A 24,941-nucleotide genomic window follows, 5' to 3' on the forward strand; every position below is an offset into this window, starting at 1 on the left:
CTCCAGAAAAAAGGGGGGCAATACGGCCAGGGAGAAGGCGGCCTGTAAGAGGCGCCCATCCCACGCCGGGGAAAAACCGGGACAGGGGCGACAGCCAAAAGGAGGAGTGCAGCGGCCGGGCCGGCGGCTCCCTGCGGGCGGGTGCAAAAAGGCGGCTGCCGAAATACCGGCAGCCGCCTGTCTCAGGTCGGTGCAAAGGGCTATTCTTTCGCTTCCTCCCTGTTTTCGCCCTCACCCGCATCGGGCTGGGCCGCGGAATCGGGAGGCGTCGGCAGACCGCCGTTCCCCTCGGGCAAAACCGGGGGATCGCCCGCCGGAGCCGAAAGGGCCGGAGCCGCCTCTTCCCCTTCCAACATGGGGGTCTCCATCAACTTGATGAAGGTCTCGCCGTCGACCTTTTCGTATTCCAGCAGGACCTTGGCCACGGTGTGCAGGGCGTCGGTGTGCTCCTCCAGAATGGTTTTGGCCTGGCTGTACGCCTTGTCGATGATGGCCCGCATCTCCTTGTCGATCTTGGAGGCCACCTCTTCGGAGTAGTTGCGCGCCTGGTTGAGGTCGCGCCCCAAAAACACCTCTTGCTGGTCGGTGCCGTAGACCAGGGGGCCCAACTCCTTGGAGAAGCCGTAGCGGGTGACCATTGCCCGGGCGATGTTGGTGGCCCGCTCGATGTCGTTGGAGGCGCCGGTGGAGATGTCGTCGAGCATCAGCGACTCGGCCACCCGGCCGCCCAGCAGGGTGACGATGTCCTCAAACATCTGGGAGCGGGTGCGGTAGTTGCGGTCCTCCTTCGGCAGGCTCATGGTGTAGCCGCCCGCCTGGCCCCGGGGGACGATGGAAATCTGGTGAACCGGGTCCTGGGACTTGCAGTAGTAGGTGACGATGGCGTGGCCCGCCTCGTGGTAGGCCGTAAGACGGCGCTCCTTGTCGGAGACCACCCGGCTCTTCTTTTCAGGGCCGGCCACCACCTTGATGGTGGCTTCCTGAATGTCGGCCTCGGTGATGGCCTTGCGGTTTCTGCGGGCTGCCAACAGGGCCGCCTCGTTGAGGAGGTTGGCCAGGTCTGCGCCGGTAAAACCGCCTGTGGTCTTGGCGATGACGCCCAGGTCCACATCGGGGCCCAGGGGTTTGTTGCGGGCGTGCACCTGAAGGATCTCCTCCCGGCCCTTGATGTCGGGGTAGCCCACATAGACCTCGCGGTCAAAGCGGCCGGGCCGCAGCAGGGCGGGGTCGAGGACATCGCGGCGGTTGGTGGCGGCGATGACAATGACCCCCTCGTTGGCGCCAAAGCCGTCCAGTTCCACCAGCAGCTGGTTGAGGGTCTGTTCCCGCTCGTCGTTGCCGCCGCCCAGGCCGGCGCCGCGCTGGCGGCCGACCGCGTCGATCTCGTCGATGAAGATGATGCTGGGGGCGCTCTTCTTGGCCTGGTCAAAGAGATCGCGCACCCGGGAGGCGCCCACGCCGACAAACATCTCCACAAAATCGGAGCCGGAGATGGAGTAAAAGGGGACCTTGGCCTCCCCCGCCACCGCCTTGGCCAACAGGGTCTTGCCGGTGCCCGGGGGGCCGATGAGCAGCACCCCTTTGGGGATGCGGGCGCCCAGGGAGGAGAACTGGCCGGGGTTTTTGAGAAACTCCACCACCTCGCGCAGCTCTTCCTTCTCCTCGTCGGCGCCGGCCACGTCCTGGAAGGTGACCCGGTTAGGGCCCTCCCCCTGCTGGGGTTTGACCTTGGCCTTGCCGAAGGAATTCATCTTGCCGCCGCTGCCCGCAGACTGGCGGAACATGAAAAACCACAGCAGCGCCATCCCGCCGATGAGCAGCACGTAGGGGATCATGGCCGCCCACCAGGGGGCCTCCACCGGCGGGGTGTAGTCGTACTCAATGGGGGCGTCGGCGTGTTTTTCGTTGTACTCGAGCACGCCGGGCTCCACATGGTCCACAAACATCTTTACATTGGGCACGTTGTAGGTGATGGTCTCCTCCTGGCCCCGCAGCTTGGCCTTGAGTTCCCCGCTGCCGAAATCCAGGGTGAACTTCTCCACCTTCTGGTCGTCAAAATACCCGATGACTTCTTGGTAGGTTCTGGTCTCGCCCGTCTTGAGGTTGAGCAGGACGAAGGCGCAGACCACCAGCCCCAACAGGATGAGTACATAGATTCCTGTGCCGGAGCCTTTCCCTCTCTTTTTTGTCAACGGCTTAGCCTCCTAACTGACTGCTTTTGCTATTTCGTGTAAACTTCTGGTTTGAGAACGCCGATATAGGGGAGGTTGCGGTACTTCTCGTCATAGTCCAACCCGTAGCCGATGACGAACTCGTCGGGGACGGTAAAGCCCACATAGGCGGGGGCCACCGCCACCTGGCGGCGCTCGGGCTTGTCGAGCAGGGTGCAGATTTTCACCGAGCTGGGCTCCCTGGCCTCCAGCATCTCCATGATGTAGCTAAGAGTCATCCCCGAGTCGAGGATGTCCTCGACAATCAGCAGGTCATAGCCCTTGAGGTCGATGTCCAGATCCTTGATGATCTTGACCACGCCGGAGGTCTTGACCCCCGCGCCGTAACTTGAAACCGCCATGAAATCGATGGACAGAGGCAGGTCGATGGCCCGCATCAAATCCGCCATAAAGGCGATCGAGCCCTTGAGCACGCTCACCAGCAGCAGGTTTTTGCCCTGGTAGTCCCGGGTGATCTGCTCCCCCAGCTCCTGCACCCGCTTTTTGAGCTCCTCTTCGCCGATCAGGGTCTTCAGCACGTCGTCTTTCATCATTTTATACGTCCTCCCCGCAGTACAGTACCGCTATCCTCTCGGTTTTTCCAGTCACGGCGACCCGGGCCGCCACGTCCACGCCGGGGATGCAGACCACCCCTTCGCCGTCAGCGACCACCGGGACCCGCCCCCGCTCTTCGGGGGGGATACCCAGCTCGCAAAACAGCTTTTTCAGCGTTTTGGTGACGCCCCGCCGGGAGAGGGAGATACTGTCCCCTGCCCGGCGGCCGCGCGCAACAAGTGTAGTCTTTAGTTTATCATAGTCCATACAATTTATTAAGTGGTTTTTGTGAACTTTTTCTAGAATTGCGCTATTTTCCGCTGTTGTGACACAGAGGGTGAGGGTTTTGCCAAAAATACTGGCGCTTTTGCCCACCGCCAATTCACAGGGGCGCGACGGCGGGAGGGGGGCAGTCCGCTCCCGGCAGACGAGGAGTGTCCCCTGGCGGCGCAGGTAGTGCCCGGCGGCCAGCTCCCGCTCCCCCTCCTCCCCCAGAGCCAACCGCGCCACCGCCTCGGCGGCCAGGGCGGTGGCGGGCAGGGCGCAGTCGGTTAAAAAGAGCCGGGCCACCCGGCCCTGCAGGGCCGGGTGGAGGGCCGCAAAGGCGGCGGCCTCCAGGGACGGGGATCTCCCGCCGCCGGGGCCCCTGCAAGCAGCATATGCCTCGGCGGCCTGGAGATTGAGAAAATCCCGGTCCTGGGCCAGGTAGCCGGCGGTGGCGGCCACCGTTTTTTCCAAACTGGGGTTGAGCTGCCGCAGGGCGGGCAACACCTGCAGCCGGATGCGGTTGCGGGCATAGGCCTCGTCCCCGTTGGTGGAGTCCACCACAAAGGGGAGCCCCTCCTCCCGGCAGTACTCCTCCACCTCGGCCCGGGTACAGCCCAGCAGGGGGCGGATAAAGGGACCCCGCACCGGCGGGATGCCGCAAAGCCCGTCGAGTCCGGCGCGGCGGGTGAGGCGAAAGAGGACGGTCTCCACCTGGTCGGTGAGCTGGTGGGCGGTGGCGATCTTCGCCCCCTCCCGCACAGCCAGTTCGCCGAAGAGGCGGTAGCGGATCTCCCGTCCCGCCAGCTCCTCCGAGATGCCCCGGGACCGGGCGGCGGCCCGCACGTCCTCGGAAAAGGCGTAGAGGGGCACCCCCCACCGCTCGCAGAGATCGCGGACAAATGCCTCGTCCCGCCCGGCCTCCTCCCCCCGCAGCCGGTGGTTGAGATGGCAGGCCGAGAGCCGGGCTCCCAGCTCCCCCTCACTCGCCAGCAGGGCGTGGAGGAGGGCCACCGAGTCCGGCCCGCCCGAAAGGGCCACGATCACCCGCTCGCCGGGGGAAAACATCCGGTGCCGCCGCACCGTGTCGCAGACGGCTGCCCGCAGCCCCTCCCCCTTTGGGTTACGGGGCATCGCGGTAGGTTTCCAGCGAGGCAAAGCGGGTGTAGGAGCCGTCCCAGCTGAGCTTCACCGTGTCCACCTCGCCGTGGCGATTTTTGGCCACAATGCACTCGGCGATGTTCACGTCCTCGGTGTCCCGGTTGTAGTACTCGTCCCGGTAGAGGAACATGACGATGTCGGCGTCCTGCTCGATGGAGCCGGACTCCCGCAGGTCGGAGAGCATTGGCCGCTTGTCGGGCCGGCTCTCGGGGCCGCGGGAGAGCTGGGAGAGGGTGATGATGGGCACGTCCAGTTCCTTGGCCATGATCTTCAGGCTCCGGGTGATTTCGGACACCTCCGCCACCCGGCTCTCGATGCGGCGGCCAGAGGTCATGAGCTGCAGGTAGTCGATGACCACCAGCCCCAGGTTCTTGATCCGCCGCAGCCGGGCCTTCATCTCGGGGACGGTGATCCCCGAGGAGTCGTCGATGTAGATCTCCTTCTGGGAGAGGTGCTCGGCCACCGCCACCAGGTTGGCCCACTCCTGCCCGGTCAGATCGCCGGTGCGAAAGGCCGAGTTGGAGATGGACGCCTCGCTGGAGAGGACGCGGGAGACCAGCTGCTCCTTGCTCATCTCCAGCGAGAAGATGACCACCGCCTTGTCGCTGCGGTTGGCCACATTGGTGGCGATGTTGAGGGCGAAACTGGTCTTGCCCATGGCCGGGCGGGCCGCCAGCAGGATCAGGTCGGACTTGTTGAGGCCGAAAATCAGGCTGTCCACCGCCGAAAAGCCGGTGGAGAGGCCGGTGAAGGCCTGCTTGTCGTCGCCGGAAATCTGCTGCAGGTTGTCAAAGGTGTCGATGATGATGCCGTCGATGCGCTGGGGCCCCTGGGTGGTGCGCCCCTGGCGGATGTCGAAGATTTTCTGCTCGGCGATGTCCAGCAGCATCTTGGCGTCCTGCTCCCCCTCGGAGGTGGTGTCGATGATGTCCCGGGCGGTGTAGAGAAGGGTGCGCAGGTAGTACTTCTCCTCGATGATGCGGGCGTAGGTCTCCATGTTGGAGAGGGAGGGCACCATCTGGGCGATGTTGGTCAGGTAGATTTTGGCCTGGTCTTTGGTCTCGAAAATCTGCCGGTCGCAGACCTCGTTGAGCAGGGTGACAAAGTCAATGGGCTCGCCGGCGGTGAACATCCGGATGATGCAGGCGTAGATCTCCCGGTGCTGGGGGTTGTAAAAGTGTTCGGGCTTCAGCCTTTCCAACACGGTGGAGAGGCAGTTGGGGTCGATGAGGATGCCGCCCAGCACCGACTGTTCGGCTTCCAGGTTGTAGGGCATGTTCAGGCCGTACACGTCCCCGGTTGGTTGCAGCGGTTCCACCGCACTCCCTCCTTCTTGGGCGGCGCCCCAGAGGCCCGCCTCGATTTTCACTTACACGGCGAAAGGGGACGCGGGCGGGCCGGTTTTCCCGGCCCGCCGTCGTCCCCCTGCGGCGCTGTTACAGCTCGACCACCGAAACTTTGATCTCCGCCTCGATGGAGTGGGCAAATTTCACCTGGGCACTGTAGCTGCCAAAGGCCTTGATGGCCGTGTCCAGCTTGATCTTGCGCTTGTCCACCGCCACGCCGTAAGCGGCCTGCACAGCCTGGGCGATCTCCTTGCCGGTGACCGAGCCGAAGAGCTTGCCCTCTTTGCCGGCCTTGGCCTTGACGGTGACGATTTTGCCGTTTATCTTGGCGGCCTCCTCCCGGCAGCGGGCAATGTCCTCCTGGGTGTGGTGCTCGGCGGCGGCCTGCTTGTTCTTCAGGTCGTTGATGGCCTGGGCGTCGGCCTCGATGGCCAGCCCCTTGGGGAGCAAAAAGTTGCGGGCGTACCCGTCGGAAACCTTATGTAACTCTCCCTTTTTACCCGTTCCCTTCACGTCCTGTTTCAAAATGACCTGCATGGCCGTTCTCTCCCTTCTCTCCCCCGCTCGCGGGGGTCTTTTCATCTGGTATCTATTGAATGTGATTTTGCTCGTAGTAGAGGTCGATGGATTTTTCCAGCATCTTCACTGCGGTGTCCAGGCTGGTCTCCCGCAACTGGGCGCCGGCCATGGTGTGGTGCCCCCCGCCGCCCAAACTCTCCAAAATCAACTGGACGTTGAGCTGCCCCAGGGAGCGCGCCGAGATGTTCACCTGGCTGCCCTGGGAGAAGAGGACGAAGGAGGCCCGCACGTCGGAAATCTCCAGCAACTCGTCCGCCGCCTGGGCCGACACCACCCGGATGTCGGGGATGTCGTCGGGGGATTTGGCGATGGCGCAGCTCTTGTAGACATGGGCCCCGGTGACGATGGCGGTGCGGTTTTGAAAGTCCTCCATGGTGGAGGAGAAGAGCCGCTTGACCTCCACCGTGTCGGCCCCCAGGGAGCGCAGGTAGCCCGCCGCCTCAAAGGTCTTGACCCCGGTCTTGACGGCGAAGTTCTTGGTGTCCAAAACCAGCCCGGCCAGCAGGGCCTCGGCGAAGACGGCCTCCACCTCCTTCTCCCCGTCGCCCAGGTACTGCAGCAGCTCAGCCACCATCTCGGAGGCGGAGGAGGCGTAGGGCTCGTGGTAGAAGATGACGGCGTTTTCGATGTAGTCGACCCGCTTGCGGTGGTGGTCGATCACCACCACCGACTTGCACCGCTCCAGCAGCTCGGGCACCTCCACCATCGGCTTGGCGTGGGTGTCCATCACCGCCACCAAAGTCTCGTCATCCACCAGGTCGCGGGCCGCGGAGGCGTCGACAAAGAGGGATTCAAATCCGGCGGCGCCGATCTGCTCGATGAGGGGGGCCGAGAGGGTGGTCTGCCGGTCGATGGCCACAAAGGCGTCGATTCCCAGCAGCCGCAGTCCCCGGCAGAGCCCGGCGGAGGAGCCCACGCTGTCCATGTCGGAGAAGCGGTGGCCCATGATGATGACCTGCCGGTGGATTTTACAGAGTTCCAGCAGGGCGGAGGCGATGATTCGCGCCCGCACCTTGGTGCGCTTCTCTACCCCCTTGGAGACCCCGCCGTAAAAGTCGTAGCCGTTGACGGTCTTGACCGCCACCTGGTCGCCCCCCCGGCCCAGGGCCATGTCCAGGGCGTGGCGGGAGGTCTCCAGGTTGCCGGTGAGGTTGTCCGGCTGCATCCCCACCCCGATGGAGACGGTGATGGGCACCTTGCCGTCCACCGTGATCTTGCGCACGTCGTCGAGGATGGAGAAGCGCTCCTCAATGATCTTGTGCATGTAGCGGTACTCCACCACGGCGAAGAAGCGGCGGTTGTTCATCTTGATGAGGATGCCGTTTTGCCGGCCCACAAATTCCTCCAGACTCCGCTCCACCTCGCCGGTGACCCGGGCCTTCTCGCTCTCCTTATAGGACTGGAGGATGTCGTCGTAGTTGTCCACCAGGATGCTGAAGATGCAGGGGCGGGACTGCAGGTACTCGATGGAGTCTCGCTTGAGCTTGGTGGTCTCGCAGAGATAGATCACCGAGGCCTCCCGCCCCTCCCGCAGGGAGACGGCGGCAAAGGCCGAGAAGAACCGGTCGCCAATGCGAACCGGGCACCCGGTTGGCTGCTTGGCCTTGGCCAGGTTGAAGCCGGAGATGAGCCGGGAGAGGCCGTCGCTGAAACAGTCCCCCTCCCCCTTGCCGAAGAGGGCGGCAAAGAGGCCGTTGTGCCAGAGGATCTCCCCGTCCGCCGCGGTGACCGCCGTGGGCAGGGGAAAGGACTGGATGGCCGCCCCCCGCTCAAAGGTGATGTCGGAAGCCACCACATCGATGACCTGAAAGGCCCGCCGGCGCAGACCGGCGATCATCCACCAGGCGACGGCCACCACCCCGGCAGAGACCACACCCATGGCCGCGCAGAGCAGCGGGTGGACAAACCAGGCCAGCGCTGTCAACAACACACAGCAGCCTGCGATCACGTAGAGGAGGGGATAAAATCCCTTGTAGCTTTTCTTCACGCCTTCACCTTCCCAATGGCGCCGCCCCGCCTGGGGCGGCCAGATCGTTGCCTCAGACCTCCATGATGATGGGGAGGATCATGGGGCTGCGCTTGGTCTTTTGAAAGAGGAACATGGACAGGGCTTCGCGGATGTTCAGCTTCAAGTCGGCCCAGTCGTTGACCTCCCTCTCCAGGCACTTGTCGAGGGTTTTGGAAACCACCGCCCGGGCCTCTTTGATCAGCTGCTCGCTCTCGCGCACATAGACAAAGCCGCGGGTGACGATGTCGGGGCCGGCGACCACTTCGCTGGTCTCGGAGTCGATGGTGATGACGATGGTCAGCAGTCCGTCCTCGCTCAAGCGCTTGCGGTCGCGCAGGACAATGCTGCCCACGTCGCCCACGCCCAGGCCGTCGACCATGACCCTGCCGGCAGTGACCAGCTCGTCCTTCTTGACGCCCCGGGGCCCGAACTCGACCACCCGGCCGTTTTCACTGATGACGATGTTCTTCTCGGGGATGCCCAAAGAGCGGCCGAGACCGGCGTTTTTGATGAGGTGGCGGTACTCGCCGTGCACCGGCATAAAGTACTGGGGCTTGGTCAAGGCGAGGATGGTCTTGAGCTCGCCCTGGCAGGCGTGGCCGGAGACGTGCACCTCGTACATGCTCTCGTAGATGACCTCGGCCCCCAGCTTGAAGAGGGCGTTGACCACATTGCCCACATGCTTTTCGTTGCCGGGGATGGGCCGGGCCGAGATGATGATGAAGTCGCGGCTGTTGACCGACAGCTGCCGGTGGGTGCCGTTTGCCATCCGCGAGAGGGCGGCCATGGGCTCTCCCTGGCTGCCGGTGGTGATGACCACCAGCTTCTCCGGCGGGTAATCGCCGGCCTCGTCCAATTCGATGAGCTGGCCCTTGGGCACCTTGAGGTAGCCCAGTTCGATGGCGCGGGCGGTGACGTTTTCCATGCTGCGGCCGCTGACGAGGACCTTGCGCCGGAACTTGTGGGCGGTGTCGATGATCTGCTGGATGCGGTGGATGTTGGAGGCGAAGCTGGCGATGATGATCCGCCGGTTGCCCGCCTTGGCAAAGAGGTTTTCAAAGGAGCGGCCCACGCTGCGCTCAGAGGCGGTCATGCCGGGGCGCTCGGCGTTGGTGGAGTCCATCAGCAGGGCGGTGACCCCCTCCTTGCCCAGTTCGGCAAAGCGGGCCAGGTCGATCATCTCCCCGTCAATGGGGTCGTAGTCGATCTTGAAGTCGCCGGTGTGCACCAGCGTCCCCGCGGGGGTGTGGAAGGCCAGCGCCACCGCGCCGGGGATGGAGTGGTTGACCCGGATGAACTCGACTTGCATCTTGCCCAGCTGCACCCGGTCGCCGGCGGCCACCACGTTGAGCTTGCTCTTTTCCAGCAGGCGGTGCTCCTCCAGCTTGCCCTCCACCAGGCCCAGGGTGAGCCGGGTGCCGTAGAGGGGGACGCTGATCTCCTTTAAGAGATAGGGCAGACCGCCGATGTGGTCCTCGTGTCCGTGGGTGAGAACCACGCCGCGAATCCGCTTTTTGTTTTCGATCAAATAGGTGAAGTCGGGGATGACGATGTCCACCCCGGGCATGTCGCTGTCGGGGAAGGTGAGGCCGCAGTCGATGACCACGATGTCATCGCCGTACTCGACGGCGGTGCAGTTTTTGCCCACCTCGTGCAGTCCCCCCAGGGGGACGATGCGCAGCGGCAGAGCGCCGCCCTTTTTGCCCGAAGCGGACTTTTTGCGGCCGCCAAAGGGGATCTTTTTCTTCCCCTCGGCCGGGAGCTGATTGGAGGGGGCGATGGCCGGGGCCGCTGCACTCTGGGCGGCGGCTGCGGTCTTGGCCGCCTGGGCGGGGGTCGCCTTTTTGGGCTGGCGGCTGCGGCTCGAGGGCCGCCGCTGACCGCCCTGGGCGGGCTGCTTGGCCGCCGCGGCCTGTTTTTTCTGGGGGGCCTGCTTTTGCTGGACGGGCTGCTTGGCCGCGCCCGTCTGGGCCTGCTCCTGCGCCTTGGCCGCCTGGGCGGGGGTCGCCTTTTTGGCGGGGCGGCCCTGCCCCTGGCGGGGGCGGCGGTTGCCGCCGCTGCGGCCGCTCTTTTTCTGCTGGGGCTGGGAAGCCCCCTGGGACTTGTTCTTGTCGGTGGTTGATTCTGCCATTTGTTCCTCCTGTTACTGCGGGGCGGGCCCTTTGGGCACAGCCGCCGCAGGCGCCCCGCAGGGCGCCTCTTTCTTTTCGTTGATTGGATTGTAGGATTTTCCGAATGCCCGGAAAGGGTGCGCAGCCGCCCGGCTCTGCCGACGCGCAGAGGGTCTGCGGCCACGCGCTGCGCCAAAGGGCGCAGGGAAAAACGTACAGATACAGATAAAATCATACTATCCGTTTTCCCCGCAAATGTCAAGGAAGGGGAAGCGCCTCCCCCGCCCTTCCGTCTTTTCCCAGTATGGGCCGTTTGGACGAGAAATATCTCCCCTCCTCCAAGGGCCGGCGCTTGTGCCGCCGGTCCTTTTTGGGTATACTGGAAAAAGCGCCGGCCCCCATCTGTTGCGGCGGGGGCCAGGCGGGAAAGGGAGGCAGAGAGATGCCTGCAAATCAAGTGGAAATTTTTACCGACGGCGCCTGCAGCGGCAACCCCGGCCCCGGGGGCTGGGGCGCCATCCTCCGCTGCGGCGACGCGGTGCGGGAGCTCTCCGGCGGGGAGGCCCAGACCACCAACAACCGCATGGAACTGACCGCCGCCATCGAGGCCCTGGCCGCCCTCAAACGCCCCTGCCAGGTGGAGCTCTACTCCGACTCCAAATACCTGGTGGACGGGGTGCAGAAGGGCTGGGCTGTGGGCTGGCGAAAAAACGGCTGGCGCAAGGGAAACAAGGAGCCCGCCCTCAACCCCGACCTCTGGGGGCGGCTGCTGGAGCTGCTGGAGACCCACCAGGTGACCCTGCACTGGGTCAAGGGCCACGCCGGCCACCCGGAAAACGAGCGCTGCGACGCTCTGGCGGTGGCCCAGCGCGACCGCTTCGCCGCCGGGCGCTGATCGGCTGTCGCCAATCGGGGCGGCGGGGAATACCATTTTATCAGAGCCCGCTTTTGGGCCGGGCCCCCCTCCTTCGGCGGCCTCCCTTTGAAAAAAGACGGGCGGGCCCTTGCAATCCATACTAAATTGGTGTATATTAGAGCCGACGGGTCCCCCAGCCGCGCCAGAGGGCGCAGCTGGCCCCCATTTTACAGAGATATGAGGTGTGATCCATGAGCAGATATATCTACGCGGACAACGCCGCCACCACCCCGGTGAGCGAGCCGGTGCTGGAGGCCATGCTCCCCTTTTTAAAAGAGGAGTACGGCAACCCCTCCAGCATCTACCAAAAGGGGCGGGCCGCCCTGGCGGCCATCGAGCGCGCCCGGGTGCAGACGGCGAACGCCCTGGGCTGCGAGCCGGGGGAAATCTACTTCACCGGCTGCGGTTCAGAGGCGGACAACTGGGCCCTCAAGGCGGCCGTGATGGCCCTGGCCAAAAAGGGGAAAACCCACCTGATCACCACCGTGTTTGAGCACCACGCCATCCTCCACACCGCCCAGAAGCTGGAGCAGCTGGGCTGCCAGGTGACCTACCTGCCGGTGAGCCCCGAGGGACTGGTGGACCCGGCCGACGTGGCTGCCGCCATCCGCCCCGAGACGGCCTTGGTGTCGGTGATGTACGCCAACAACGAGATCGGCACCATCCAGCCCATCGCCGAGATCGGCGCCATCTGCCGCGAGCGGGGGGTCTGGTTTCACACCGACGCGGTGCAGGCGGTGGGGAACGTGGAGATCGACGTGAAGGCCCAGAACATCGACATGCTCTCCCTCTCGGCCCACAAGTTCCACGGCCCCAAAGGGGTGGGGGCCCTCTACCTGCGGCGGGGGATCGCCATCCCCAACCTGCTCGACGGCGGCGGCCAGGAGCGGGGACACCGCGCCGGGACCGAGAACGTGGCCTCCATCGTGGGGCTGGGCCGGGCCATCGAGCTGGCCTGCGCCCCGGCGGCCATCGCCCGCAAGAGGGAGCACCTGACCCCCCTGCGGGACCGGATCATCGCCGAGGCCCTCAAGCTGCCCCACACCCGCCTCAACGGCGACCCGGTGAAGCGGCTGCCCGGCACCATCAACCTCTCCTTCGAGGGGGTGGAGGGCGAGTCTTTGCTGCTGATGCTGGACCTCAACGGGATCGCGGCCTCCTCCGGCTCGGCCTGTACCTCCGGCTCCCTCGACCCCAGCCATGTGCTGCTCTCCCTGGGGCTGACCCACGACGTGGCCCACGGCTCCCTGCGCCTCTCCCTGGCCGAGGACATCACCGAAGAGGAGGCCGACTACATCACAGAGACCATCCCCACCGTGGTGGCGCGGCTGCGGGCCATGTCCCCCCTGTGGGAGAAGATCGTCAAAGCCGAGCAGTAGCGCCCGGCCGGGCGCGAGCGGACCTTTCCCCCGAACGCGCCCCTCTCAACACACATTTTAAAACCGGAAAGGCGGATGACAAATGCTCTATTCTGAAAAGGTACTGGATCACTTCTCCAACCCCCGCAACGTGGGCGAGATCGAGGACGCCGACGCCGTCGGCGAGGTGGGCAACGCCAAGTGCGGCGACATTATGAAGATGTACTTGAAGATCGACGGGGACACCATCACCGACGTGAAGTTCAAGACCTTCGGCTGCGGTGCGGCCATCGCCACCAGCTCGATCGCCACCGAGATGATCAAGGGCAAGAAGATCAGCGAAGCGCTGAAACTCTCCAACAAGGCGGTGGTCGAGGCGCTGGACGGATTGCCCCCGGCCAAGATTCACTGTTCGGTGCTGGCCGAGCAGGCGGTAAAGGCCGCCCTGAGCGACTACTACCGCAAGCAGGGCATCGACCCGACCCCCATCGTGGGGGAGATCGGCGACTGCGAAGCCTGCCATGGCTGAGCGGGTCCTGGTCGCCATGAGCGGGGGGGTGGACTCCTCCGCCTGCGTCTCCCTGCTGCAAAGCCAGGGCTATGAGGTGGGGGGGGTGGTCTTTGACATGTCCCCCGCCCACATCCAGGCGGTAAAGGACGCCCGGCTGGCAGCCGACTTCTTCGGGGTGCCCCTGACGGTCTGCAACTTGAGGGAGCGGTTCTCCCGCGAGGTCATCGACTACTTCTGCCAGAGCTACCTCTCCGGCGAGACCCCCAACCCCTGTGTCCGCTGCAACCCCACCGTCAAGTTTGCCGCCCTCTATGAGGAGATGCGCCGTGGCGGCTACGACTGGATGGCCACCGGCCACTACGCGGGGATTGTGCGCCGGGGGGACACCTGCTACTTCACCCAGGCCCAGTCGGCCCAGCGGGACCAGAGCTATATGCTCTACCGGCTGCCCCAGGAGATCATGGCCCGGCTGCTGCTCCCCCTGGCGGGGATGGAGAAGCCCCAGGTCCGCCGGCTGGCCCAGGAGGCGGGGCTGCCCACCTTCGACAAACCCGACAGCCAGGAGAACTGCTTCATCCCCGACGGCGATTATCCCGCCTATGTGGAGGGGCGCTGCGGCCCCTCCCGCCGCGGGCAGTTCATCGCCCCCGACGGCAGTCCCGCCGGGCCCCACCGGGGCATTGCCCACTACACGGTGGGCCAGCGCAAGGGGCTGGGCATTGCCCTGGGGCGGCCGGTTTTCGTGCGCGCCATCGACCCCGCCAGCGGGGATGTCCTCCTCTGCGACGCGGGGGAGGAGTACGCCCAGGAGATCGCCCTGCGGGAAGTCTGCGCCCCCGACCCGACGCAACTCGCCGAGGGGGCCCGGGTGCTGGTGAAGATTCGCTCGGTGGCCAAACCCTGCCCCGCCACCCTGCACCCCCTGCCCGGCGGCGATCTGACCGTCCGCTTCGAGGCGCCCCAGCGGGCGCCGGCCCCCGGCCAGTCGGCGGTCTTTTATCAGGACGGCCTGGTGATCGGCGGCGGGATCATCGACCGGCCCCGGCCGGAGAACGGAGGTGCTGCAGATGGATCCCAGGCAACCGCGTGAAAAGCCCTCTGCCATGAAGGTGCTGGTGATGACCATCGGGGTGATCGTGGCCCTGGTGCTGCTGGGCTACTTCTTCGGCGGAAAATAGCCGCCTACCTTTTAAAAGGGGACGACTAAAAGAGAGCTGTGTCCCGGCCGGTGGGCCGGGGGCACAGCTCTCTTTTCTCGGTTTGGGAAGGGCGCTTCTCCCCTCCCCCTCACCCCGCCGGGGTGTAGGGCGGGTATCCGGCGGCCGCCAGCTCCCGGTCAAAATCGGCCCGGGCGCGCTTCATGGCGTCCTCCATTGTCCCCTGCACAAAGGTGAAGGGCACCCCCAAAAAGAGGTTGTAGGGCAGGCCCCTGTCCTCGATGAGGTAGCACTGCTCGTCCACCCAGCGGCCCTCTAAATTCTGGTGCTTGGCGCCGGAAAAGCGCTCCACCAGGGGGCGGATGTCCGCCATAAAGGCATAGCAGCGCAGCCCCAGGGCCCAGGCGGCCCCGCACTCAAAGGCGGTGCCGGAGTCGGGCTCCTGCCCGCGGCGGAAGTCGTTGAGGTTGGCGATGATCATGTCCGAGCGGTAGATTTGGTTCATGTCGTGGGTGAAGATCTTTTTCTCCAGCTCCTCCTGCGAGTTGTCCGCCGGGGTGTACTCCCGGTACTGGTCCTCCCTGGCGGGGTCGGGGGGAAAGATGCCGTCGATGCCGTAGCGGTGGCTCAACTCCACATATCCGGCGCCGATCTCCATTCCATTGGGCCAGAACATGTCCGGCCCAGCCAGGTAGGCCACCGGGCGGCGAACCGCCCCATTTTTGTCTATAAACACCGGTGCGCACCCCCTTCCCCGTCCTGCTGGATTCGCTCCAGCACCTCCTCAAAACCGCCCTCCACCATGGGCGCGTGGGCGGACATCATCAGGTTCAGGGGGCCGTTTTCCAGGACGATCCCCTCTTTGTCCCGCCAGCCCTTGGAGACGGTTCCCTTGTTCTGGTTTTCGGGGGCGGTGATGTCGATTTGCTCCCCCGGCTCGTCCTGGTACTTCTCCTCGGTGAACTTCTCGGCGCAGCTGCGCAGGTCGTCTAAGTAGAGGTAGATTTTCTTCCCCCAGACATAGCCCGCGCCCAGGGCAAAGCAGGCCCCCGAATCGGGTTCCCAGCCGCGGAAGTTGTTCATGTCCCCCACCAGGATGTCGCAGCGCCGAACGGTCTCCATCCAGCTGTGAAAGTCGTCCTCCACCCGCTGGCCCGAGCAGGTGGGTTCCAACAGGGCAAAGCCCCGCTCCTCGCAGGCCCGTTGGTACCTCTGTCGCTGCTGTTCCCAATCCGGCGCATACCGCTGGGGGGTGCACAGGCAGATGGTCTGTTTGCTTGCCATTTCATCACTCCTCAATTGATTTGGCACACTACCAGTACAGGCCGATGTAACGTGTCTCCACCAGCGTTGACCGATGAGTACGCTATCAGTATAGGGAGAAATCACCAGGCTGTAAATGCGCAAAGCCCCCAAAGATGAGCGGGGCTTTTGATGCCCCTCTACAAGGATCGTCCCAGGCCGTTGACAGCTTCTCCCCCCTTCGCTATACTGGGCTGGAAACCAAAAAATAGAGAGTCCCTTCCCGCCGTCGAGAAGGGACTCTCTGCTTCTTTTTAAGTGGGAAAACCGCCCCCCACCTCCAGCACCTGGCCGGTGATGAAGGAGGCCCCCTCCCCCGCCAAAAAGAGGACTGCCTGGGCCACCTCCTCCGGCTGTCCCAGCCGGCCCAGAGGGGTGGCCTCGGCCAGTTCCCGGCGGCCGGCGGGGGTGAGGTGGGCGTTCATCTCGGTGTCGATGACGCCGGGGGCCACGCAGTTGACCCGCACCCCGCTGGGGCCCACCTCCTTGGCCAGGGCCTTGGTCAGGCCGATGATCCCCGCCTTGAGGGCGGAATAGGCCACCTCGCAGGAGGCCCCCTGCACCCCCCAGACCGAGGAGAGGTTGACGATGCTGCCGCCCCCGGCCCGGATCATCCCCGGCAGGGCCCGCCGGCAGCAGTGGACCGCGCCGTCCAGGTCCACCCCACAGAGCCGCCGCCAGCTCTCGCTGTCCAGGTCGGTGAAAAGGCCCTGCCGGGGGGCGATGGCGGCGTTGTTGACCAGGGCAGACACCGGGCCCAGGTCCCGCTCAATCTGCGCAAACATCTCCTCCACTGCCCCGCAGTCAGAGACGTCAGCCCCCACCGCCAGCACCGCCGCGCCAGCGGCCGCCAACTCCCCCGCCAGGGCCTCGGCCGCCCCACAGCTGTGGCAGTAGTTGATGGCCACCTTCCATCCGGCGGCGGCAAAGGCCCTGACACAGGCGGCGCCGATGCCCCGGGAGCCGCCGGTGATGAGCGCCGTTCTCCCCATAGCGCTTCCCCTCCATCCGTCTTTTCTTTCAGAGTGAGTATAGCACAGCTCTCCCCTTTGGGCAAATTGCGCCGGCCGGCACAGCCAAAGGCTGCACCGGCCGGCGCACAGATGGGTCGAGGGCCTGCCCCTCGCTCCGAGAGGGGAAAGGGGACAGTGGCGATGGCCCCCGGCGCCTTTTTACAGCCGCACCGAGTCGCGGATCTTTACAAAGTCGCTCTGCTCCATGCCAAAGTAGCTGCTCACCTTGATCTTCTTCTCGACGATCTCGCCCTTGATCTCCTCCAGGTAGTCCCGCACCTCCTGGGGAACCATCTCTTTGTAGTAGTCATCCTCCACCAGGGTGGTGACCCCCTCTTTGACCCCCATGGTCTCCAGGGTCCCGTAGGCGAGGGTTCCCTCCACTGTACCCTTGAGCATGTTGTACATGGCGATGTCGTTTCTCTTGAGCATGGAGGTGATGATGACGTCGGCGATCTCGGGCTTGCTCTCCAGGAAGAAAGCCCGCTGGTCCGCGTCCACGCCGATGCCCAGGGCTCCCTTCTCCTGGCAGGCCTCAAACATCCCCAGCCCAGCGGCCCCCGCCACCTGGTGCAGGATGTCGGCCTTCTGCTGGATCATCAGCAGCCCCATCTCCTTGGCCTTGGTGGCATTGACAAAGTCCCCCACGTAGGAGATGGCGATTCTGCCGTTGGGGTCGGCCCGCTTGCTGCCCTCGACAAAGCCCACCAAGAAGTCGTTGATGACAATCACCTCTGCGCCGCCCAAAAAGCCCACAACGCCGGTCTTGCTCATCTTCTGGGCCAGGACGCCGGCCAGGTAGTCGCCCTCGTTCTGGGCGTAGTAGACGGCAAAGACGTTGGGCATCTCCACCTGGTAGTCGGGGGGGATGTCGACGCCGATGAATTTGGTGTCGGGGAACTCCTGGTAGTGCTTCTCCACGATCTCCATGAACTCGTTGCCCGAGAAGGCAACAATGTCGTTGTTCTCCGCCGCGTCGATGACCGAGGGGTCAAACTTGGATTTATCCGTCCCGTACTCCACCACCTTGATCTCCAGTCCAAAGTCCTGCGACGCCTTCTGAAATCCCTCCCAGGCGATGTCGTTGAAGGCCTTGTCGCCCAGCCGGTCGCAGAGGTAGGCCGCCTTGAGGGGCTTTTTCTCCTCCCCTGCGTCCCCTTTACCACAGCCCGTTGCAAAGGCCGAAAGGCCCAGTGCAGCCACCAGCAAAACCGCCAGCATCTTCTCTCTCTTCACGGTTCCATTCTCCTCTCTGTACCGGCTAACCGCCGGATTTCATCACTGTTTGGCAAATGCCTCCACCACCTCTTTGCAGGCGCGGGGCGACAAGTCGGCGTAGGGGCCGCCGGGGGTTTTGAGACAGCTGCCGATGATAAAGCCCTGCGCCTGCCCCTTGAACTGCCCGGCGTTTTGGGCATCCACCCCGCCGCCGATGAGGAGGGGGGCATCTGTCGCCCGGCCGGCCGTCGCCAGCATCTCCTCGGTGCCCCGCTGGTCCTTGCCGGTGAGGATCAACCCGTCGGCCTTGCAGCTCTGCACCGCAAAGCGGGCCATCTCCTCCAAGTCGGTGTCCCCCAGGGGATACCCCTCCCTGTCAAAGACGTCGGCGAGAATGTCCACCTCCTCGGCGCCGATCTCCCGCCGGTAGCGGACGGCGTCGTAGTAGAGTCCCTCCAACATGCCGGTCATCTTCACCATGAGGCCGCAAAACACCTTGATGCGCACATAGTCGGCGCCGGCGGCCTTGGCAATGGCGATGGGGGCCTTCCCGTCGTGGTCCAGCAGGGTCACCCCCAGGGGGATGGAGAGGCTCTCCTTGACCGCCCGCGCCAGGATGGCCATGTTGGCCACTGTGTCCGGCGAGGCGGTGCGGCCCACCGGCTCATCCCCCACATTCTGCAGGAGAACAGAGGAAAAACCGCTCTCCTCCAGCACCCGGGCATTTTTCACGCAGTGCTCGACGATCTCTTCCATGCTCCGCTCTCCCCCCAACACACTGGTGGGAAAGGGGGGGACGTGCAGAACGCCGATGGTGAAGCGGCCCGCTCGCAACTGGTTTAAAACACTCATCTCGACAGTTCCTCCCGATAGGCGCTGTTGTGCAGCGTGTTGTAGTGCTCCTCCTTGGCCTCCTCGCTGGCAAAATCGCAGCTCTCGACCCCGCTCACCTTGCAGATGTGGTAGCCGAAGAGGCCCAGCAGAGCGCTGATGACCAGAGGGGTGTAGCGCTCTGGCAGGCCGGGGGCATAGGTGACCAGATGGCTGGCCTCTGCCCTGTCCGGCCCCCTCTCCGTAAAGAGGATGCTGTTGGCGCCGATAAAATTCATCTCCCGAATCAGCTCCACCGCCCGGCTGTACCCGCCGCCCTGGGGGGCGCAGATCAGGATGGAGGTGTCCGGCCCGCTCACAAAGAACTTGAGGTGGGCCCACTCCTCCAGGTCCTGGGGGATGCCGTCGATCCGCTTGCCCTCCACCAGTTTGGCGGCGCCAAAGTGGGCCATCGACTGGTTGGGTCCGGCCCCCAAAACCGTGAACTGCCCGGCGTCGGCACAGCCGGTGCAGATTTCCCGCACCCCCTGCTCGTTTTCGGCCAGGGCTTCCTCCACCGTGTCGGCGGCCCGCAGCAGCCAGGCCCGCTCCCGCTGGGCGTCGTCCTCGCTCAAATGACCGGTGCGCAGCCCGATCTGCAGGGCGCAGAGCTGCAACATCAACAGGGCCGCCGTAAAGGAGATGGTGCCGGGGGCGTATCCCAGGGAGAGCACCTGGTAGCACAGGGCCCCCTCCGCCGCCTTTGCCAGGGGGCTTTCGGGTTTGCCGGTGACGGCGACGACTGTCGCCCCCCTCTTCTTGGCGATCAGGGCCGACTCCACCGTCCGCGCCACCGTCCCCGAATAGCTGATGACCAGCACCAGCGACCCCTCCGGCAGATAGTCCGCCTCATAGCGGCAGAACTCCAGTGCCTCGCAGGCCACACAGTCCACCCCGGTCAGGTCCAAAAAGGTGTACCGGGCCGCCTGGGCGGCGAAGAGGGAGTCCCCGCACCCCACCGCGTAGATCTTCTTGATCCCCCTTTCGGGAAAGAGGCGGGCCTTTTCCCGGATGGCCGCCTCAAAGTCGCTCACCCCTTTCCGGATGACCTCCGGCGTCAGTGCCAGCTCCTCTCGCATGATGTCAATTCCCTTTGCCACTGTCATCACCACTCCTCTTCTCTTTTAAGTAAGCTTCCAGCCGCCCCTCGGCGGCGCTCTTCTCGGCCTCAAACAGCCCCTGGGGGCCAAAGCTCTCCACCGCGTAGGAGGCGGAAATGGTCCCACAGCAGGCGGCTTCCAGCAACTTCCCGGTGCGCAGAAGGCCCGCTGCCAGCCCCCCGCCAAAGGTGTCCCCCGCGCCGGTGGTGTCCACCGCGCGGGTGGGGCGGCAGGGCAGCCGCGCAAACCGGTCCTCCGCCCGCTCGTAGAGCAGGCACCCCGCTGCTCCCCGTTTGATGACCACCACGCCCGGCCCCCAGGAGGCAAAGGTCCGCGCCGCCCCTTCAAAGTCCCCTTCCCCTTCTAGGGGGCCCAGCAGCCGCACCGCCTCCTCCTCACTGGGGAGAAAGACGTCCACCCAGCGCAGGGTCTCTCGAACCGTCTCCCGCCGCCCGCTGGCGTCCCCCTCGTAGGGGTCCAGGAGAACCAGCGCTCCCTCCCGGTGAAAGGCCTCGGCCAGCTCCCGCTGGTTGTCGATGGGCAGGGCCGAGAGAAAGGCCGCCCGGCAGCGCCGGTAGGCCGGGGGAATGTCCTCCACCCGGGGCGACATGGCCTCCCGGGTACCCGGGGGCGACAGCTCGGTGAATTGCCGCCCGCCATCCCCTTGATAGACGGCCAAACTGTGCAGGCTGACCCCCGAACAGAGGGGGACACCCGCCAGATCGATCCCCGCATCCCGGCACCGCCGCAAGCTCTCAGGGGAAAAGTCGCCGGCCCGGCGGGAGAGCATCCCCACCCCGGCGCACCAGAGGCGGGCGCCCAGCGCCCCGTAGAGGGCGTCGCCCCCAATGACATTTTCCTGCCGGCTGCCGTCGGGCAGACAGACGTCGTCCAGCGACAGGTTGCCCGCAACCACCAGTTCACAGTTCATTTGATCCCTCCTTGTCGGTCTCTGTTTGACAGCCCTAGAATAGCACAAAAAAAAGAGAGGCGATCCAATCCTCTCATTTATATACAAAACATTTTCTATTTTTGCGCCGGATGTGTATTATTTCACCGGCGGGCCGATGGGCGGGTCGAACAGGGCCCAGTACCGCTCTGCCAGCTTGCGCAAGACCAACATCACCGGCATCCGGTCAGACACCTCGTAGCCCTCGATCTCCATCTTCTGGGTGTAGCAGTAGAGGCGGCAGTCCGCCATCTGCGCCAGGGTGTTGCGGCAGAGGGCGGTCAGGCTCACACAGTAGGCCCCCCGTTCCTTGGCCATCTGCACCGCCTTGACCAGTTGGTCGGTCTCCCCCGACACGCTGATGACAAAGACCAGGTCCCCCGGCTCGGCGTGGTCGGCGCTGTAATACATGTCGTGGCGGTAGTCAAAGGACTCGGCCGTTTTCCCGGTGCACTTGAGATAGTGGGCCATGGTCTCGCAAAAGGGGTTGGTGTTGCCGATCCCGTAAAAATAGACCCGCCGCGCCCGCTTTAGCCGCCGCGCCACCGAGGCCAGCTGGCTCTCGTCGAGCATCTCCAGCGTCTTTTGAATGTTGATGGGTACCTCCACCCGGCCGGCCGGGGCGTCGTACTCCGCCCGCAGGGCCACCTTGCACTCGGCAAAACCGGTGTAGTGCAGCTTTTTGGCAAAGCGAACCAGGGTGTTGGGGACGGTGTAGAGGGCCGCGGCCAATTTTTGGATGGAGAGCCGCTCCAGTTCCCCCCGGTGCTGCAGGAGGTAGTCGGCAATGGCGTCGTCGGTGTCGTTCAAACTGTCCTCATAGGCGATCAGTCGCTCGGCAAAGGTCATCTTCATCCCTCCCTTCTGGGTTGCTGTTTTTTCTATTGTATCTGAATTTCAGGCAAAAAACAAATCGCACCGGCGCGAAGGCGGGGACAAAAAAGCGCCCCGGGCCGGTGGGCCGGGACGCGGGCAACTAGAGTTCCTGCGAGGGGGGGACCGAGTGGTCGGTGTAGAGGGGGACCCCGGTGATCCGGGCCAGGGCGCGGGTGGGCCAGCCAGGGGCCGGCATCTGGTGGGGCGGCTCAAAGCCTGAGAGATGGACCATCTCAAAGTCGTCGTTGTGGCGGCGGTTGTAGAGAAACAGGCTCTGCAAAGCCGGATTTTCGCCGGTGTAGTAGAGCTTGTCCAGCACCAGGTTCCAGTCGTAATCGGGGATGTAGTGGCGCAGGGCCAGCCGCGGGAAGAGGAGGGAGAGGGCCCGGTAGACCCGGTCGCGCCAGCTGTGCTGATAGGGGAGCACATAGGTGAAGCGGTACTCCCGCTCGCCGCTCTGGCTGGGCTTCTCCCCGCGGGAGGGGCGCTGGAGCAAAAAGGCCACCTTGACCCCCGTCCCGGCAAAGATGGGGCTTTTCTCCAGCAGGTCCTGCGCCCGCTCTCGGGAGACGCCGGAGATGGCCACCGTCGGCTTCCCCCGCTTGACAAAGGCGGAGTACTTCTTCTCCAGGTGGATGAGCATATTGCCCGCATAGCCCATGAACATCCAAAAGATGGCGGTGGTGAAGTCAATGTGGAAAACCAGCGCCTTTTCGGCAAAGGCATAGATGCCGTAGCTGAGGATAAAGGCCATGACGTAGGGCAATACCCCCCGGTCAAACTTGCGGTACTTGCGGTTGAACACCCCGTTGAGGATGGACCAGAGATAGCTGACAAAGAAGGTGCAGCAGCAGACAAAGCCCGTCACCCCAGTGCCCACCAGGATGGTCAGATAGGCGTTGTGCAGGTCGGGGAAGCGCAGCCCGTCTTCCAGATAGCGGTCCCCCGCCGTCTCGATATTGGCCGGACCCACCCCGAAGAGGGGCTTGTGGGTAAAGATTTCCAGGCCCTGTTTGACCAGCACATCCCGCCCGCTGCCCAGGGGCCGCTCGCTGCCGCCCAACACCACCACCCAGTCGTCGGTGTCCTGCACGCTGACCTCGTTGAGCAGCTCCTCATTCTCGGTCACGGTGTACATGATGGCGTCGGCCGTCCCGTCCTGTACCAGGGTGCGGGTGAAGAAGATGCCGCTGCAGATGAGCACGGCGGCCAACAGGAAAAAGAGGGACTGTCGGCCCACGGTCTTCCAGTTGATCTCCTTGAGGTAGCTGATGCGCAGCCCGCAGGCCAGCATCACCCCATAGCCCCCCAGCAGCACCAGGGCGGCGTTGCTGTCGGTAAACCAGAGGGAGACCAGATTGACGGGGATGGAGAGCCAGAGGAAGGCCTTGGCCACCTTCCGCATCTTCTGCTTGCGGCGGTGGTCGATGGTCAGGAGCATCTGGGCGCAGACGATGCTCAAGGCGTTGAGGAAACCGGCGTAGTTGGGGTTGGTGAAGATGCCGTAAAAGCGCCCCTCAAAAAAGCCGAAGTGGTAGCCGTCGATGGTGATGCTGAGCCGGTAGGTGACAAAGAGGGCCCCCGCCAGGGTGATGGCGGTCACCAGCAGCACAATGATCTTTAGGAGGATGCGCAGTTCCCGCTGGGCCTTGTGAAAGTCCATCAAACTGGTGCAGCCGAAAAAGACCACAAAGTAGAGGGCAGAATACCCCAGGGTGAAAAAGTTGAAGAGCAGGTTGTCCCGCCAGTTGAGGAGCACCGAGATCAGCGAGGCCAGCATGAACAGCCCAAAGGTAAACCAGTGGCGCATCTGAAAATAGAGGCGCTTGATGAACACCACGTTGACAAAGACGCAGATCGCCCAGATCCCCAAAACCAGGTTGACGGGGTTGAAGATGCGGTCGTAGAAGTTGACGTAGTAAAAGATGGTGGCCGCCAGAAAGGCAACCCGAAAAACGCCGGCGTTGCCCAGCGTCTTGTCAAAGAGATGATATGCTTTTTTGAGCTGAGCGCTCAACTCATCACTTCCCGTCCCCCTGCACAAAGGGGGCATTTCTCCCCTCTTCAGAGTACTCCCATTATACGGCCTGGGCCATTTTTTTGTCAAATTTCGCCCTTCTTTTTGCCGCTTTTTCGCCCGCGCCCATCGCCCTGCCGCCGGGAGGCGGGCAGCACCTCCTGCCGGATGTAGGAAAAGACCGCCTCCTCCCCCTCGTCCTTTAGCCGGCAAAGCAGGGCCTCCAGCAGGGCCCGGGTCTCGGGGTGGAGGATGTAGTGGGATTTGGAGCGCTGGTAGTAGTCCCAGGGGTCCCGGTCCACATAGGCCCCCTTGCGGTAGGTGCGGCTGGCGGCGATGCGGTCGCAAAACATCTCCACCACATACCTGACCGGCATCCTCATCCCCGCCAGGGCGTGATCTCCCTCGGGGGAGTAGTCGATCCAGTATTCCAGGTGGTGCTTGTTGCGGCCCTTGTGGTGCAGCCAGGCCGAACTGTACCCCCGGTCCTGCCGCTCGGCGTCGTTGGGGCTGCGGTTGCCCTGAAAGTAGCGGGCCCCCACCCCAAATTCGGCGGGGCTGTATTTGGAGAGGTCGTGCAGCAGGCCCTGGCGGTAGAGCCCTACCTTAAAGCAGTACCTGCGCACCAGCTTCTTGTGGTGGTTGACAGTCTTTAAATGGGAGAGCCACTTCACGGCCCGCCCTCCTTTCACGCTGAACTGGTATCTATCATAACAGATATGGCGCCAACTCTCAATTGCCATCTCGGCAGAGCAACCGCACAGGGCGCTCTGCCTTCGCGACACGATTTTATAAAATTTTCCATCTATTTTGCACAATTTTGCAATCAAAAACTGGAATTTCATGAAATTCCATCGCCTTTCTATTGCTTTCCCGTCCGTAAGCGCCTACGATAAAAGCGAAAGGAACACCAATAAGCCGGCTCAAAAAGGAGGGGGTTCCAATGTTTTAGCATTTTTCCCCGGCCGCTTTGTTCACACACCTGTTGTCATAGGGAGGGAATCACCATGACGTTGAAAAAGCGCCTAATCGCCATCTGCTGTCTCTGTGCCATCTGTCTGACGGCAATTGCCATGCCGGCCCTGGCCGCCAGCAAAACCTCCACCGTGAACTTTTGGGCCACTTCGGTCACCACCGGCCCCTGGACCGGCGACTCCGCCAAGAAGGCCAACGGCTACGTCTCGACCGGGCCGCGCAACGGGCCAGTCTATGGCCAGCTTCAGTATTATAGCGGCTATGTCGCCGCCACGGCCTCGGCCGACGATGTGACCGGCGGCGGGGACACCACCTATTTTAGCGGAAGCTGTAACAGCCTCGCTACTTGGCGGGCTGCCGGGTATGTCCGGTACTCCGGCGACGCCGGGGTCTGCTCCCTGACAATCGCTTCTTAACACGCCACCGGCCCAAAGGGCATTTCCTG

General features: G+C 64.0%; 22 protein-coding genes. 5 read left to right on the forward strand and 17 right to left on the reverse strand.

All coding sequences use genetic code 11. From position 1 onward, the window contains the following. Positions 1-200 precede the first annotated feature (200 nt). The 7 genes from ftsH to HJY11_RS08200 all read right to left on the reverse strand — a co-directional run bounded on the left by ftsH (position 201) and on the right by HJY11_RS08200 (position 10,254). Positions 201-2,192 (reverse strand): ATP-dependent zinc metalloprotease FtsH, encoded by a 1,992-nt coding sequence (ftsH, locus tag HJY11_RS08170; protein WP_208075496.1) that lies wholly within the window; start codon positions 2,190-2,192, stop codon positions 201-203. Between the two features lie 29 nt (positions 2,193-2,221). After that, positions 2,222-2,761, reverse strand: a complete 540-nt coding sequence (gene hpt, locus HJY11_RS08175) for a hypoxanthine phosphoribosyltransferase (RefSeq protein ID WP_208075526.1) — start codon at positions 2,759-2,761, stop codon at positions 2,222-2,224. Positions 2,762-2,765: 4 nt separating this feature from the next. Beyond that, positions 2,766-4,163, reverse strand: a complete 1,398-nt coding sequence (gene tilS / locus HJY11_RS08180) for a tRNA lysidine(34) synthetase TilS (RefSeq protein WP_208075497.1) — start codon at positions 4,161-4,163, stop codon at positions 2,766-2,768. After that, positions 4,153-5,508, reverse strand: a complete 1,356-nt coding sequence (gene dnaB, locus HJY11_RS08185) for a replicative DNA helicase (protein ID WP_368041563.1) — start codon at positions 5,506-5,508, stop codon at positions 4,153-4,155. Before dnaB ends, tilS begins: the two co-directional genes overlap by 11 nt. A gap of 118 nt (positions 5,509-5,626) precedes the next feature. Continuing rightward, a complete protein-coding gene (rplI, locus tag HJY11_RS08190; protein ID WP_208075498.1) occupies positions 5,627-6,073 on the reverse strand; it encodes a 50S ribosomal protein L9 in 447 nt (148 codons plus the stop codon). 52 nt (positions 6,074-6,125) lie between these two features. Further along, positions 6,126-8,102, reverse strand: a complete 1,977-nt coding sequence (locus HJY11_RS15665; RefSeq protein ID WP_208075499.1) for a DHH family phosphoesterase — start codon at positions 8,100-8,102, stop codon at positions 6,126-6,128. Between the two features lie 52 nt (positions 8,103-8,154). Further along, positions 8,155-10,254 (reverse strand): ribonuclease J, encoded by a 2,100-nt coding sequence (locus HJY11_RS08200; protein WP_208075500.1) that lies wholly within the window; start codon positions 10,252-10,254, stop codon positions 8,155-8,157. A gap of 422 nt (positions 10,255-10,676) precedes the next feature. Here HJY11_RS08200 and rnhA point away from each other — a divergent pair, with 422 nt between their 5' ends. From rnhA to mnmA, 4 genes are all read left to right on the forward strand, one after another. Then, positions 10,677-11,129 (forward strand): ribonuclease HI, encoded by a 453-nt coding sequence (gene rnhA, locus HJY11_RS08205; RefSeq protein ID WP_208075501.1) that lies wholly within the window; start codon positions 10,677-10,679, stop codon positions 11,127-11,129. A 212-nt stretch (positions 11,130-11,341) separates the two neighbouring features. Then, on the forward strand, positions 11,342-12,529 hold the full coding sequence (nifS, locus tag HJY11_RS08210) for a cysteine desulfurase NifS (protein ID WP_208075502.1): 1,188 nt from the start codon (positions 11,342-11,344) through the stop codon (positions 12,527-12,529). 82 nt (positions 12,530-12,611) lie between these two features. Then, positions 12,612-13,037, forward strand: a complete 426-nt coding sequence (gene nifU, locus HJY11_RS08215; RefSeq protein WP_208075503.1) for a Fe-S cluster assembly scaffold protein NifU — start codon at positions 12,612-12,614, stop codon at positions 13,035-13,037. Next, on the forward strand, positions 13,030-14,109 hold the full coding sequence (gene mnmA, locus HJY11_RS08220; protein WP_208075504.1) for a tRNA 2-thiouridine(34) synthase MnmA: 1,080 nt from the start codon (positions 13,030-13,032) through the stop codon (positions 14,107-14,109). The genes nifU and mnmA overlap by 8 nt, the downstream gene beginning before the upstream one ends. Positions 14,110-14,306: 197 nt before the next feature. On the opposite strand, the gene HJY11_RS08225 is transcribed toward mnmA, so the two are convergent. The 10 genes from HJY11_RS08225 to HJY11_RS08270 form a co-directional block, all read right to left on the reverse strand. After that, entirely contained in the window at positions 14,307-14,912 is a 606-nt protein-coding gene (locus HJY11_RS08225; RefSeq protein ID WP_208075505.1) for a nucleoside 2-deoxyribosyltransferase, read from the reverse strand. Beyond that, complete coding sequence (locus tag HJY11_RS08230; protein WP_208075506.1) at positions 14,903-15,460, reverse strand: nucleoside 2-deoxyribosyltransferase; 558 nt, start codon at positions 15,458-15,460, stop codon at positions 14,903-14,905. Before HJY11_RS08230 ends, HJY11_RS08225 begins: the two co-directional genes overlap by 10 nt. A gap of 272 nt (positions 15,461-15,732) precedes the next feature. After that, a complete protein-coding gene (gene ymfI / locus HJY11_RS08235; RefSeq protein WP_208075507.1) occupies positions 15,733-16,470 on the reverse strand; it encodes an elongation factor P 5-aminopentanone reductase in 738 nt (245 codons plus the stop codon). Between the two features lie 180 nt (positions 16,471-16,650). Further along, complete coding sequence (locus HJY11_RS08240) at positions 16,651-17,727, reverse strand: BMP family ABC transporter substrate-binding protein (RefSeq protein ID WP_208075508.1); 1,077 nt, start codon at positions 17,725-17,727, stop codon at positions 16,651-16,653. Positions 17,728-17,769: 42 nt separating this feature from the next. Then, a complete protein-coding gene (locus tag HJY11_RS08245; RefSeq protein ID WP_208075509.1) occupies positions 17,770-18,561 on the reverse strand; it encodes a BtpA/SgcQ family protein in 792 nt (263 codons plus the stop codon). After that, positions 18,558-19,685, reverse strand: a complete 1,128-nt coding sequence (locus tag HJY11_RS08250) for an SIS domain-containing protein (protein ID WP_208075510.1) — start codon at positions 19,683-19,685, stop codon at positions 18,558-18,560. Before HJY11_RS08250 ends, HJY11_RS08245 begins: the two co-directional genes overlap by 4 nt. Continuing rightward, a complete protein-coding gene (locus HJY11_RS08255) occupies positions 19,663-20,610 on the reverse strand; it encodes a carbohydrate kinase family protein (protein WP_208075511.1) in 948 nt (315 codons plus the stop codon). Before HJY11_RS08255 ends, HJY11_RS08250 begins: the two co-directional genes overlap by 23 nt. A 117-nt stretch (positions 20,611-20,727) precedes the next feature. Beyond that, positions 20,728-21,477 (reverse strand): MurR/RpiR family transcriptional regulator, encoded by a 750-nt coding sequence (locus HJY11_RS08260; RefSeq protein ID WP_208075512.1) that lies wholly within the window; start codon positions 21,475-21,477, stop codon positions 20,728-20,730. 127 nt (positions 21,478-21,604) lie between these two features. Beyond that, a complete protein-coding gene (locus tag HJY11_RS08265) occupies positions 21,605-23,521 on the reverse strand; it encodes an O-antigen ligase family protein (protein WP_208075513.1) in 1,917 nt (638 codons plus the stop codon). An 86-nt stretch (positions 23,522-23,607) separates the two neighbouring features. Beyond that, on the reverse strand, positions 23,608-24,195 hold the full coding sequence (locus HJY11_RS08270) for a DUF5662 family protein (RefSeq protein ID WP_208075514.1): 588 nt from the start codon (positions 24,193-24,195) through the stop codon (positions 23,608-23,610). A 333-nt stretch (positions 24,196-24,528) separates the two neighbouring features. Between HJY11_RS08270 and HJY11_RS08275 the strand changes: the two genes are divergently transcribed. Then, positions 24,529-24,912: a hypothetical protein gene (locus HJY11_RS08275; protein ID WP_208075515.1), complete on the forward strand. Its 384-nt coding sequence runs from the start codon at positions 24,529-24,531 to the stop codon at positions 24,910-24,912. Positions 24,913-24,941 lie beyond the last annotated feature (29 nt).

Origin of the sequence: Bittarella massiliensis (ex Durand et al. 2017) (assembly GCF_017566145.1) — a bacterium.
Taxonomy (GTDB): Bacteria; Bacillota; Clostridia; order Oscillospirales; family Ruminococcaceae; genus Bittarella; species Bittarella massiliensis_A.